The organism is Candidatus Magnetobacterium casense (assembly GCF_019173545.1).
Taxonomy (GTDB): Bacteria; Nitrospirota; Thermodesulfovibrionia; order Thermodesulfovibrionales; family Magnetobacteriaceae; genus Magnetobacterium; species Magnetobacterium cryptolimnobacter.
Genome location: NZ_JABXWD010000080.1, coordinates 1 through 11,839, shown reverse-complemented (window position 1 = coordinate 11,839; position 11,839 = coordinate 1). Strand labels below are relative to the sequence as shown.

13 protein-coding genes and 1 tRNA gene are annotated in these 11,839 nt (G+C 47.6%); 2 read left to right on the top strand and 12 right to left on the bottom strand.

Annotation, left to right across the window (positions count from 1 at the left end; translation table 11 throughout):
- Window positions 1-491 precede the first annotated feature (491 nt).
- Window positions 492-917 (top strand): response regulator, encoded by a 426-nt coding sequence (locus HWQ67_RS06300; RefSeq protein ID WP_218251822.1) that lies wholly within the window; start codon window positions 492-494, stop codon window positions 915-917.
- 2 nt (window positions 918-919) lie between these two features.
- Here the strand turns inward: HWQ67_RS06300 and HWQ67_RS06295 are convergent, their stop codons facing one another.
- From HWQ67_RS06295 to HWQ67_RS06285, 3 genes are all read right to left on the bottom strand, one after another.
- Complete coding sequence (locus HWQ67_RS06295) at window positions 920-1,468, bottom strand: type II secretion system protein (RefSeq protein WP_218251821.1); 549 nt, start codon at window positions 1,466-1,468, stop codon at window positions 920-922.
- Between the two features lie 228 nt (window positions 1,469-1,696).
- Window positions 1,697-2,410: an FHA domain-containing protein gene (locus HWQ67_RS06290; protein WP_218251820.1), complete on the bottom strand. Its 714-nt coding sequence runs from the start codon at window positions 2,408-2,410 to the stop codon at window positions 1,697-1,699.
- A gap of 1 nt (window position 2,411) precedes the next feature.
- On the bottom strand, window positions 2,412-3,215 hold the full coding sequence (locus HWQ67_RS06285; RefSeq protein ID WP_218251819.1) for a Stp1/IreP family PP2C-type Ser/Thr phosphatase: 804 nt from the start codon (window positions 3,213-3,215) through the stop codon (window positions 2,412-2,414).
- A 222-nt stretch (window positions 3,216-3,437) separates the two neighbouring features.
- Here HWQ67_RS06285 and HWQ67_RS06280 point away from each other — a divergent pair, with 222 nt between their 5' ends.
- Window positions 3,438-4,007: an NYN domain-containing protein gene (locus HWQ67_RS06280; RefSeq protein ID WP_218251818.1), complete on the top strand. Its 570-nt coding sequence runs from the start codon at window positions 3,438-3,440 to the stop codon at window positions 4,005-4,007.
- Between the two features lie 60 nt (window positions 4,008-4,067).
- Here the strand turns inward: HWQ67_RS06280 and HWQ67_RS06275 are convergent, their stop codons facing one another.
- From HWQ67_RS06275 to HWQ67_RS06235, 9 genes are all read right to left on the bottom strand, one after another.
- The gene (locus HWQ67_RS06275; protein WP_218251817.1) at window positions 4,068-6,089 is read right to left on the bottom strand and encodes a bacteriohemerythrin; all 2,022 of its coding nucleotides are present in this window, start codon (window positions 6,087-6,089) and stop codon (window positions 4,068-4,070) included.
- Window positions 6,090-6,362: 273 nt separating this feature from the next.
- Window positions 6,363-6,824 carry a CBS domain-containing protein gene (locus tag HWQ67_RS06270; protein WP_218251816.1) on the bottom strand — a complete coding sequence of 154 codons (462 nt, stop codon included), beginning with the start codon at window positions 6,822-6,824 and terminating at the stop codon, window positions 6,363-6,365.
- A gap of 88 nt (window positions 6,825-6,912) precedes the next feature.
- On the bottom strand, window positions 6,913-7,134 hold the full coding sequence (locus HWQ67_RS06265; RefSeq protein WP_218251815.1) for a DUF2249 domain-containing protein: 222 nt from the start codon (window positions 7,132-7,134) through the stop codon (window positions 6,913-6,915).
- 29 nt (window positions 7,135-7,163) lie between these two features.
- A complete protein-coding gene (locus HWQ67_RS06260) occupies window positions 7,164-7,550 on the bottom strand; it encodes a DUF3568 family protein (protein WP_218251814.1) in 387 nt (128 codons plus the stop codon).
- Window positions 7,551-7,585: 35 nt separating this feature from the next.
- Window positions 7,586-8,023, bottom strand: coding sequence for a PH domain-containing protein (locus HWQ67_RS06255; protein WP_218251813.1), 438 nt, complete (start codon window positions 8,021-8,023; stop codon window positions 7,586-7,588).
- 130 nt (window positions 8,024-8,153) lie between these two features.
- Window positions 8,154-8,243 (bottom strand) — tRNA-Ser (locus HWQ67_RS06250).
- A 227-nt stretch (window positions 8,244-8,470) separates the two neighbouring features.
- Window positions 8,471-9,838, bottom strand: coding sequence for a transporter substrate-binding domain-containing diguanylate cyclase (locus HWQ67_RS06245; RefSeq protein WP_218251812.1), 1,368 nt, complete (start codon window positions 9,836-9,838; stop codon window positions 8,471-8,473).
- Window positions 9,839-9,905: 67 nt separating this feature from the next.
- The gene (locus tag HWQ67_RS06240; RefSeq protein ID WP_255317140.1) at window positions 9,906-10,238 is read right to left on the bottom strand and encodes a YajD family HNH nuclease; all 333 of its coding nucleotides are present in this window, start codon (window positions 10,236-10,238) and stop codon (window positions 9,906-9,908) included.
- A gap of 29 nt (window positions 10,239-10,267) precedes the next feature.
- A complete protein-coding gene (locus HWQ67_RS06235) occupies window positions 10,268-11,686 on the bottom strand; it encodes a hybrid sensor histidine kinase/response regulator (RefSeq protein ID WP_218251811.1) in 1,419 nt (472 codons plus the stop codon).
- Window positions 11,687-11,839: the final 153 nt, after the last annotated feature.

The window sequence follows — 11,839 nt, the reverse complement described above, 5'->3', positions numbered from 1 at the left end:
ATGCTGTTGACTTAAGGAAACATAGTAACTGTCTGAACCAGGATTGCACAGATTAAAGGATTTACAGGAAAAAAACACGAAGCCTTCTTAACATAATCCTGATAATCCCAATTATCGGACAGCTCCTTACAGTCGCCGGGCCGTTAAATCGTGGTTCAGGCATCTTTATGCTTAAGTCAACAGCGTTACTATAAAGAGAGGGGTGTGTCTCTGAAATAGCCATTTCTTCCTTAGCTTAACACGTATGGGCGCTGCCCCCTCCTGGAGCGACAAAGAAGCGGAGCCGCCCCTTTCTTTCTTTGTATTGCAATCGATCGAAACGCGCTATAGAAGATGGGTTCCCGTTTTCACGGGAATGACAGCAAACGGCATTTTACACCCATCTGTGTCATTCCTGCGGAAGCAGGAATCCATTACCCACTACTTCTTTATGCACCCAGGCAATTTACATATTTGCCAGGCGGTGTGATGACATGTTATATTAGACGGTAGTGAATACGCTGATCGTTGATGACGAGCCCGTGACGACCAAGATGCTCAAGCGGTTGTTTTCCCGTTATGGTATGTGTGAGGTGGCCACTAACGGCGATGATGCAGTGACCTTCTTTAAGGATGCTTGGCATAGAGACAGACCCTATGACCTCATTATCATGGATGTCATGATGCCCGGCAGGACCGGCATAGAGGCCTATGAGGCAATCCGCGAGTATGAGCAGCAGAGTAGCGTCAAAAAAGGTTCCGAGGTAAAGATCGTCTTAATGACGGGCATGGGTATTTCACGCGAGTTGTTTAATGTATATAAGACGTCGTGCATGGCATACCTGTATAAGCCTGTAGACATGAAAGAGCTGCTGGAGGTGCTGAATCGTCTCAATCTGCCCTTAAGCGACGACATAAACCTGCAATCGCTTAAATAGCGTTATCTTCCGACAACAGAGTAACTAAAGATAGGGGTTGTGATCGATTCGGCATACCCGACGATCGAAATGCCGGAGGTGCCTAGTGGAGTCAGGGCAATAGTCCAGGGTGTTGCGGTGTTGACAAACATGAAAGTGGAACCGGAGTGTGGATCAACCTCTTTTCTACCCTGATGGTGAGCCAAGACGTAGTTGACAATGTCGTTAATGTTGTTGTATACGTTGCCATTGTTGCTCTGGTTAAAGATGGCTTGACACGTATTGAAAGCCCCCGGGTTGCCGTATTGCACACATATCTCTGTCCCTGTGGCGTCTACTACGATAAAAGGGCCTTTGGCGTGATAGGCATCGAGGTACTGCTGGATATCAGCGACAGCCCCCTTTGCACTGGCCTCAATGGTTCTGACTGCGGCCTTGTCCCTATTTCCCATGTACATCATGGCACCAATACTGGTGAGGATTCCGATGATTGCGATGACAACCAACAACTCAACCAACGTAAACCCCCCATTGTCATTACCGACAAACAACAACCTTGTCCTCTGTATCATAATGCTTAACTATCCTCCCTGAGATACCTCTGACAGTATCTCGGCTGAACATAGTATTATGGCTCTGTCTATATAAATAATTGTGTACGCCTATAGAATTAATCAGCGGGTACTGATATTGCGAAAGCCCCTGTAATATGGCCAAATGTCAGGGCCAGACATAACATCAGGCTGCTGCAGATGCCGTCTTTTACGAGCAACACATCCATACCAACAGGAAAAATGTTATCAGCTTTCTTTTATATAGAACTGCATCTTAAGGCCCCCAACTTCAACGATATCACCCTCTTCGAGTTTGTGTGCGCTATCAATATCCTTTCCGTTTACCTTAACCCCCTTCCCCCCTGTAGCGGAGCTGATGGTATAGCCATCCTTACGTTTGTTGACAAGGGCAGCGACCTTTGGAGCAAACAGGCCCTTTAGATGTATAACGGCACTCTTGTCCTTTCCGATGGTAGTTATTCTGTCAAGCAGTTCGTAGTCATTTTTTTCGGTCGATCCTTCGATTACGACAAAACCACCCGTAATGGCCTTGTCAGGGGTCGAGTCCTTCGCCGGCGACTTTTGCAGAATCTCATCCTTGAGCTTGGAATCAATCATGATGGTTTCATCCATGATGCTTGCTTCTTTTTCGACCTTCGGTTTAGGGGTTTCTTTGTCGGATATGTAGTTAAGGGAGTGTTTACCGATTATCACGACATCAGTGTTTGTCAGGTGATGAACGGATATCTTTTTACCGTTTACAAAAGTTCCGTTGAGACTGTTGAGGTCTTCTATATAAAATTTGTCGTCTTTTTTGAATATCCTGGCATGAGTGCCGGAGACGGCCAGGTTGTCCACGTGTATATCGTTAGTTGGCTTTCGACCAATTGTCAGCACATCTTTTTCCAGGTTGAATTCCTTAAGCACCGCATCTTTAAACTTGAGCAAAATCTTTGCCATTTTACCTCCTTCTCCTTTTAAAAAGGTTGTACAAGAAAGAGAACCATCTCTTCTTGTATACATAAGCTACCACAACTGTGATATTATCCCTGCCGCCTTTCTTATTTGCAAACTCTACCAGCCTGTTGCATACATCATCCGGGTTTTTGGATGACTTGACAGTCCTCATGATAGAGTTATCTGATACCATGGTATACAGACCGTCAGAGCACAAGAGTAACACATCGCCGTCATAGACAGTCAACTCACCGAGTTCTACCTCGACGCTGCTTGAGTATCCCAGGGAGCGGGTTATAACATTTCTCATTCCCACCTCTTTTGCTTCCTCCTGGGTCATCATTCCCTTTCGTATTTGTTCCGCTATCAGCGAATGGTCATCGGTGAGCTGTTCGATCGAATCGCCACGTATCAGATATAGCCTGCTGTCACCCGCATGTGCGATGCTCAAGCGATCATCATGCACCAGACCAACGACAATAGTAGTCGCCATACCACTGAGTTTATCGTTCTTGACAGAGGCATTGTGTATGGCCCTGTTGGCCACCTTAACGGCCATTGCAACCTTATTGGTTGTAAAGGAGAACTCCTCTCTGTAGTCGGCATTGACAGCGGCTCCCTTGTCTCCGCTTACGAGGTAATCCCGTATAAGTTCTACGGCCATCTTGCTTGCCACATCGCCGGAAGCCGAACCACCTACGCCATCTGCTACGATTAACAGTCCGCTACTGCCTTCGACACAGAAAGAGTCTTCATTCTTTGACCGCCTTAACCCTATGTCTGTCTTCCCACCTACGTCCAATACCATCTGCGTCCTGCTTCTTCCTTCCTGTACAATTTGCAAACCTTCTTACTATGCTATTATATCAGAAGGCCACGCAAATTACAACGCAGTAGATAGTGATTTTTTTATATTTATTTTTAACAAAATAATTATGATACATTTTTTAATGATTTTGTTTATAATAAAAAGGCATATTGTTTGAATATACATAGGCAAAAACAAATTTATATTAAAGGTGTAAGCAAAATGAACAGAGTAGCAATTTTTATCGATGGTGGTTATATGGCGGATATTCTAAGGAAATACTTTGGTAAGGCGAGGATTCACTATGGGTTGTTTGCCAAGTGGGTAGCGTCCGACATGGAGATATTCAGGACGTACTACTATGATTGTCTGCCGTATCAGTCTCCCACGCCGACGCTGGAGGAGGGTAAGAGGTTCTCAAGCAAGCAGAAGTTCCTCAGCATTATAGACCAACTGGAGAGGTTTAAGGTCAGAACCGGCAAGCTCGAGTTCAGGGGCATAGACAAAGACGGCAATCCGATATTTATCCAGAAGCTCATCGACATGATGATAGGTATAGATATCACGCTGTTGTCGGTCAAGCGTGCGATATCGCACATTGCCATCATATCGGGCGACAGCGATTTCATACCTGCCATCAAGGTAGCAAAGGACGAGGGAGTTCTGGTAAAGTTGTTTCACGGTCCAAAGAACACCTTCCACGACGAACTCTGGAAGGAGGCCGATGAGCGCCGTGAGATCACACAGGACGTCATAGACTCAATTACGATGAGGAGGTACTCGCTCTTCTAAAGTCTATAGCAGTATAAGTCCGACATACAAAAGGGGGCGCCGTGGGGGTTCCCCCTTTTTTTATCGATACCCCTTTGATTTCAGGAAGTTACCCAGCTCTATGTCTACCTGCTTGATATGATACTTGAGCCATTTATCCAGTTCCTGCTGAACCTTTAACAGGAGGGTCTCCGATGGGCCGTCCTTCATAAACTTCGCCTTAAACTTTCCTACTGTATCAATCAACGCATGGTGATGTTTCAGTTGGAGGTCGTAGCCGGGGTAGCTGTATTTTTTCATCAGGTCTTCTTCAGTTTTAAAGTGTTTAACGGCATAATCCTCCAGAAACTTGAGTATTCTGGCTATATCCTCCTTGCCCTTTCCTTGGGACATAACGTCGAGCAGGTCGTTTTTTAACTTAAACAACTCCTGATGTTGTTTATCAATCAATGCGTTGTTGACCGAAAAAGACGAATCCCACTGCATACCGAGTCCTTTTGTTTCATGTCCGATGCGCAGGGGCCTTTTCGCAGCGGCAGTAGCGCCGTCAAACATGTCAACGCTTGCCCACTCCTCGGCCCTGGTCTTAAACCTTGCCGAGGCCGTCCTGAGCTCCTCCGATATGCCGCTCATCACGGCAAGGTCTGCCATGACCTCATCGGAGAGGTTTCCCATATCAGAGACGATAACCGACGTCTTAAGCACGCTGGAGGTGACCTTTTCCGAGAGTTCCAGTTGCTTGTCAACCGAGGCCTGTATCTGCCCGATCTGGTCTCGCGTGTCCTTGACGGCGCCAACGATTGCACTCAGGGAGCTGCCAACGTCGTTGATATACTCGGTGGCCCTCGTGACTCCAGTGGAGGCCTCCGTCATAGACCTTGTTGTTTTTTGCGAATCTTCCTGCACAAGTTTAATCTTGGTCGATATTTCGGTAGTCTGCTTTATCGTCCGCTCGGCCAGCTTGCGTACCTCATCGGCAACAACGGCAAACCCCCGACCCTGTTCCCCGGCCCTGGCTGCCTCTATGGCAGCATTGAGGGCAAGGAGGTTTGTCTGATCGGCGATGTCGTTGATAACCGTCACGACATCACCAATTTCAGCAACACTCTTGTTGAGATTGGTGATCATTTTTGCAAGGGCATCTGTGGAGGTACTAACCTGGTATATTATGTCAACTGCGCCATCTGAGACCTCCTTACCTTTGTTGGCATACTCCATGGCCTTGGAAGATGCCTCGGCAACTACCGTTGTGTTGCTTGCTATGCTGGTAATTGTAACGTTCATCTCCTCGGCAGCGGCAGCCGATTGAGTCGCCTGTGTGTTGAGGATTTCAGAATCCTTCTTGGTCTTTTCGGCCTTTGTCTTTAACAGGGTCTCAACATTTAGTGACAGCGAGTCTGCAACGCTCAGGATTGCGTTGATGGCATTGCTGAAGGAGCTTATCATTTCATTCATACCCTGAGACAGTATCCCGATTTCGTCCTTTTTCGAGTAATCTATGGTCAACCGCAGGTCGCCCGTTACCAACGTCCTGACCTTTTCAGCCAGCATCGAAAGCGGCATCGTTATGTGTGTTCTACTGTTTATCCACACATATACTGCTATAATCAGAGACATAAATATCAGCATTATTTGTATGTTTTTGAGGTTATCTACCTTCCGTCTTGAAAACTTTTCGGTCTCAGACACAGCCTTGTTGGTCAGCTCAAAATACTCCTCGCTCTGCTTTAACAGCACATCCCTTAAAGACGGATCACTTCTGGCACTTAATATGATCTGCTTAAGCTCACCCCACACTTTAATCGTTTCGTTCATAACAGAAATATAGGCGCTATCAGTTGCTCTGGGCAGTTTCAGTTCGCTATCGCCATTGATCAATCCATTTATAATCTTGTCGAGTCTGGCAATAAGCTCATCGGAGGGTCTGCCCGATATCTCTAACTTAACAAGCCTCTGCGTTGCGCCTCTAACGATGCCCGTGTAATTGACCACCCTGCCGTCAAGCTCCATCCTGTCAACGAGTACGTAAACAGATATGGCACTGGCCAAGCCCAGCAAAAAAAACAGCGTCACCGTACCCCTAAGCCTTGTCTTGATCTTCATCTAAACTATGTCACTCCCATGCTGAAATTATGTAAGAAAATCCTTACAGTTGGTATTATAACAAATAGTCTTATGTTTTTTTAGCAACAACATGTAACTTTTGTCCTAAACAGTCAATGCTACATAGTATCTTCTTTATATCTCATGGTAGCACAAGAAAGAAAGAGGCGGCTCCGCCCCCCTTCAGAACCCCCTGCAAGGGGACCAGTCCCCTTGACCCCTTCCTGCGAAACCTTTTACCATTCTTTTTTAAGAGGATACGCTACATAAATATCAGCGATTTGTTGCAATGGCCCTGATGACGTCTTTTTTCCCGATTATGCCGGTCAGTTTGCCATTCTTGAGAACGGGGAGCAGGTGTATCTTTTGTTCGACCATGATGTCGGCTATCTCCTGCAGGGACGTATCTTCCTCGACGGTGACGACATCCCGGACGCATATATCATCCACGATGGTAGCGGCCATCTTCGTTATCTCACGCTCTATGTAGGCATCGCCGTGTATGGGGATGATGGAGTCGAAGATGTTTATGATCGTGGGTATGTGAAAGGATTTTTCGGTGCTTATGAGGTCGTTTTCGGTCACCACCCCATAGAGGAGGCCGTCCTCTCCTATAACCGGCGCCCCGGATATGTCTCTTTCTATGAACAACCTCCCCAGCGCCTCAATGGTTGTATTGGGGGTTACTGCCACTATGTCCCTGCTGCATATGTCTCGTGCCCTTATATCCTTCATGATTAACCCTCCGTATTAGGAATCTGGTCTGTTGCTAACGTTGTATCTGCCCTTGGGTGGCCCCCCTGACGTTATCCCTGGCCACCTTTTACTTCTTTGAAATCTTTACCTTCCAGACCTCCGGTCCCTGCTCAAGGTACTCCCATGTGAAGAGGTTTTCACGCTCGTGCAGAAATTGATAGTACAGCGGCTTGGGGTCATGGTCGTTGACGAGGATAAAGGCATCGCCCGGTTGCAGTTCGTCAAATGTCCTGAAGATCAGGGAATGTCGTTCTTTGGGAATGATGTTGATTACGTTGAGTTCTTTCATGTCTTGTCTCCCGTGTATTGTCTGTGGGTTTATAGTTTTTTTTTAATCTCATCCAATATGGCAAGTGACCTTTTTTCGTCTCCGAAGACCCCAACCCTGATAGAGATTGTGGAGGTCTGATCCGTTTGTGAATTTATTTCAATGTGTACTCCCTCACCATCAGCAAATTTTGATTTTACAACGGCGGCGATCTTATCGCTCCTGTCCTCGGTTATGGACATCTTCATGCCCTTGAGCGCCCGCACCGTTGCATCATGAACGACCAAAACCGGTTTGTCAAAGGTATAGTTCAACTTGCCCGATACAAAGGCATACGTGCCAACCCCTGCACCAGCCCCCACCACGGCGGCTACACAACCACAAAGCTGTATAACCAACACCACCAACATAAGCATCTTGATAGTTCTGTTTAACATCGTAAAGTCCTCCTTAGCTTTTTTATAATTACATGTCATTTTTTCGTTGCCTCCTTCAATGCAAGCAGCACACCATCGGGGTCTTCGGGGGTGAGCAACAGCACATAGCCCTCCGTGGTTGGCACATACAGTATTGCCTGGTGTCTTACCAGAAACAGGAGAGCCTTGCTGCCATCCTGCAGCTTGAACCATCCCTCTCCATATCCGGGCAGACCAATGCCATTGGTGCGTATTTTGGGGCAGAGCTGCGGTGCCTGCTCTAGGGTAACGACCTTCGCCTCTGACATGACGAGAGAGCTTAGGGCTATACGCCTGCCATACAGGCCACCCTTTATGCGCAGTCCCTCGGCACCAATCTCAAGCCGCACGTGCCTCACCGAGTAGGTGTGATAACCGATAACAAGCGTTACACCCAGCATCACCACTACCACCACAATCAATATCCACAGCGACCCTATCGGCGCCGGGTGCATCGAAAACACCTTCACCATATATAAAATATTATACCACCATGCACATTAAAAAAGATACGGGATAACCCTGTTGTCAAGCACAAGCGGAGTCGTTGCATTAGAATAGGAAGAAACTGCCGGGAAAAAACTCTGGCGGAGAGGGTGGGATTCGAACCCACGGTAGAGTCACCCCTACAACGATTTTCAAGACCGTCGCTTTCAACCGCTCAGCCACCTCTCCAAATCGCACTACTTCAGTTAGTGTAACATAAAATTTATCTTCCTGTAAAGGCCTGAGAGGTGCATAAATTTTTCATGAGTACAAACAATGCCTATAGAGGGATCAAGGGGGCTGGCCCACTTGCAGGGGGTTCTAAAGGGGGACAGGAGCGCATTGAGCCGGGGGGGCGCTGCCCCCTCCTGGAGCGACAAAGAAGCGGAGCCGCCCCTTTCTTTTTCTTGCTATCTTCAGGTGTTAAAGCCAACTACCATGTTGGAGCCGCTTTTTTTGCCTATGTAGAGACATTCGCCGGCCTGCCTTATGCAATCATCTATGGGCATGTCGGTGTTGTAGAGGCTCAGGCCAAAGGTCATCGTGACGGCAATCTTGCGACCCTTGTAGACGAACTTGTGTCCGGCTATCGTCTTACGGAGCTTTTCGGCAATATGCGAACCTCCCTCCAGGTTGGTCTCCGGCAAGATAAGGATAAACTCCTCCACAGACCACCTGCCCACAATGTCCTGCCCCCTGACAGCAGCCTTCAACCTCCTTGAAACCTCCACGAGCATCAAGTCCATGCACTCCTGATCACAGGAAACACTACCCTCTTTGATCTCATCAATGCTGCACAGAATAATGCAGAAACACCTCCCGTATCGCTTAAAAAGACCCTGCTGGCAGGTGAACTTATCGCGGACGTCCAGGCGATTGGAAAGCCCCGTCAACCGGTCGGAACGGACCACGAGTTCGAGCGTTTCGTCCCTGTCCCTGATGCGCTCAATGGCCTCTTTGAGCACCCTGGTCTTCGCCCTCAACTGAACCCTCAACACAAATATGTATACTATCAACCCCAGAATAAGCGCCGTAAACCCTCCCCCTACCAACAACCGCGGAAGCCAGACCGGAAACGCCGGATTTTCACCAATCCAGACATTGCAGATAGCCTCTATTTCGCTGCGTTGTATCTTTTTCATCCCGTCGTTGATATAAGTCAGCATGGCATTGTTGCCACGCCTTACGGCCGCCGTCAACCTCCCCGTAAACAGCGTCCTGACAACCCTGTACTTACCAATGGAGTCAGTCTTGGTCATGTAGTGCTTGGCCGTGTAGAAATCGCTGACAAAACCATAGGTGTCATTGTTGCCGAGGGCATTAAACATATCCTCATAGTTGTCAAAAGTGCTAATTCTAAGGAAAGGGTACTTGTCCTTTACGTAGTCTATGGCAACATGGTCACGCACTATGGCAACGTGCATCCTGATGTCTTGCAGGTTGCTTGCCGCTTGCCCCACAGGGACATACAGGCATACCTTGAGATCAAGGAAACCCTCGGAAAATTCCAGAAACGCCTCCCTCTGACTGGAACGCAAAATCCCCCCCACAACCTCAGCCCTGCCCTGACTGACCATCTGGAGGGTTTCATGAAGCTCACCGACGATAAACTGCACCTTGACGTTGTTTCGGGTCGCCCAGAGATTCCAGTAATCGATGACAAGCCCCCGAGGCAGGCCATCCTTGTCAACGTAGGCAAAGGGCGGAGAACTTGCCGGCTGCGCAAAGACAATCGTCCGCTGTTGCGCATAAACATCGGCCCCCACCGCACAAGCAACAAGCAAACACCACACGCACCAAACAACAACCCTCTTTAACATGTAAGCAACGGGCGTGGAGAACTTATCTGAACTATCTGCCCCTCAGATAATCAGCAAGTATTCCCCTGGAGTGCTCATCCTCGTGACAGTAGATACACAGGTTTTCCCAGTTTGAGCCATCAGCGGGGTTGTTGTCGTGGTTACCGTCCTTGTGGTGTACGGTGAGCATTTGCCTGTCCTTGGGACCAAACTCCCTGCCACACTTGGCACAGATCAGACCGTGAATCCGGAGCGACTCCTCACGGTAGTTGGAGTCAGATTGCGTGCTTGCCTTCAACTGCCGAACGATCTCTTCTATCGGTCTGTCACCGGGGGTTTTCTTTACAGTCCGTTTGGGTTTATAGGACCCACGCCTTTGAACCATAAGTGTTACCTCCTTGCATATATTTTTCGTTATAAGAACTTCTTCTCCCTGGGCAACTCCATTGTAAAAGTGGCACCAAGTTCGTTATTTTCGGCATAAAGCCTGCCTCTCATGTTCTTGACCACTATCAACTTCGATATGTACAGACCAATACCCGTCCCTGCCTGATCTTTAGTCGTATAGTAAGGCTCAAATATCTTATCCATCAGCGTCTCCTTAATACCGCCACCGTTGTCGCTTATCCTGACAACAATGCTGTCATCCTCTGCCGATATAAGGATCGATATCAAACCGTCTGTGGGACAACCGGGGGTATTGCCCTGCTTTCTGCTGACAATGGCATCTCTTGCGTTGTTTATAATATTCATGAACACGTGTTTGAGTTCGTTTGGATAACCATAGACTTTCATCAGATCGTGGCTGCAGGAGGGAATTGCCAGGTCATTTTCCACCGTAATGGTCTCCTGTGGACAGGTGCATTGTACCCGGAACTTTATAGCCTGATTTTTCAGTTGAAACTGGATTATTGACAGTACATCTCTGACGGTGCCGAGTATGTCAAAGTTCTCTTTCACCCTGCTTGGTCTGTAAAACTCCCTGAAATCGTCCGTGGCCTTTACCATAAACGCTACTTGTTCCATAGCGTCAGTCAGAGATTTATTGACATATGCTTTGTTGAGTTCGTCGAAATCCGATGCGTCCATCATATCCTGCAGGATCAAGCTAAGGCCGTTGAGGGGTTGTCGCCACTGATGCGCAATCATACCCATCATCTCCCCCATGGCCGCAAGTTTGGACTGCTGCAAGAGTATATACTCATGCTCTATGCGTTTGTCTATCTCCCGGGCAACCCGCTCCTCAAGTCTCCTGTTTAACTCCTCCAGTTGGCTGGTTTTGTCATTGAGTTCAGCCTGGGTCTTCATAAGGATTTGATTCTGATGCACCGCACTCTCATACGTAGAGATCAGGACGTTCAATATCTGCCTGCGACTAGAGGTGATCGTATAGCTCTTGCCACTGAGGTGCAAGTCTATGCCGATATCGAGCAGATCGTTTTTGCGTATCGCCCTGGTTGCAAGGAGAAACTTGATGCTATTTAAAAGCTGCTTCTCATCGTATGGCTTGACAATAAAGTTGTCCGCCCCACAATCAAGACCACGTATGATATCCTCCGTAGCCGAGAACTGAGTGAGCAATATAACCGGCGTCTCACGTAGATCGTTATTGTTCTTGATATCACGACACATTTCGTAGCCATCTTTTAATGGCATCGCAACATCGCTTATAATGATCTCCGGGCCGTGTTTCTTTATCGCTTCCAACCCCTCAATACCATTTTTCGCCGTTAGTACCGCAAATCCCTCAGCCTCAAGAAAGCGACGAAGCATCTCTCGTTGCGTAATGCTGTCTTCCACTACTATGATCTTATTGCGTTGTCTGTCTGTCATCTCTCGTACTGTATTAGATTATACAATATATTAACATAATTTTGTCAGTAACCCACGGTAAAATTGTTCTCACGTCATGTCCTTAAATGTGCTGAGTTTTTTGACATTCGCAAATAGTCAAAGACCATACGGACACTATGGTTAAGTTTTCGC

Coding starts and splice junctions, on each gene's coding strand:
- HWQ67_RS06260 (WP_218251814.1), bottom strand. CDS start 7,550: ATGTTAAACAGAACTATCAAGATGCTTATGTTGGTGGTGTTGGTTATA.
- HWQ67_RS06240 (WP_255317140.1), bottom strand. CDS start 10,238: ATGGTTCAAAGGCGTGGGTCCTATAAACCCAAACGGACTGTAAAGAAA.
- HWQ67_RS06275 (WP_218251817.1), bottom strand. CDS start 6,089: ATGAAGATCAAGACAAGGCTTAGGGGTACGGTGACGCTGTTTTTTTTG.
- HWQ67_RS06235 (WP_218251811.1), bottom strand. CDS start 11,686: ATGACAGACAGACAACGCAATAAGATCATAGTAGTGGAAGACAGCATT.
- HWQ67_RS06295 (WP_218251821.1), bottom strand. CDS start 1,468: ATGATACAGAGGACAAGGTTGTTGTTTGTCGGTAATGACAATGGGGGG.
- HWQ67_RS06255 (WP_218251813.1), bottom strand. CDS start 8,023: ATGCACCCGGCGCCGATAGGGTCGCTGTGGATATTGATTGTGGTGGTA.
- HWQ67_RS06285 (WP_218251819.1), bottom strand. CDS start 3,215: ATGGTATTGGACGTAGGTGGGAAGACAGACATAGGGTTAAGGCGGTCA.
- HWQ67_RS06280 (WP_218251818.1), top strand. CDS start 3,438: ATGAACAGAGTAGCAATTTTTATCGATGGTGGTTATATGGCGGATATT.
- HWQ67_RS06270 (WP_218251816.1), bottom strand. CDS start 6,824: ATGAAGGATATAAGGGCACGAGACATATGCAGCAGGGACATAGTGGCA.
- HWQ67_RS06290 (WP_218251820.1), bottom strand. CDS start 2,410: ATGGCAAAGATTTTGCTCAAGTTTAAAGATGCGGTGCTTAAGGAATTC.
- HWQ67_RS06265 (WP_218251815.1), bottom strand. CDS start 7,134: ATGAAAGAACTCAACGTAATCAACATCATTCCCAAAGAACGACATTCC.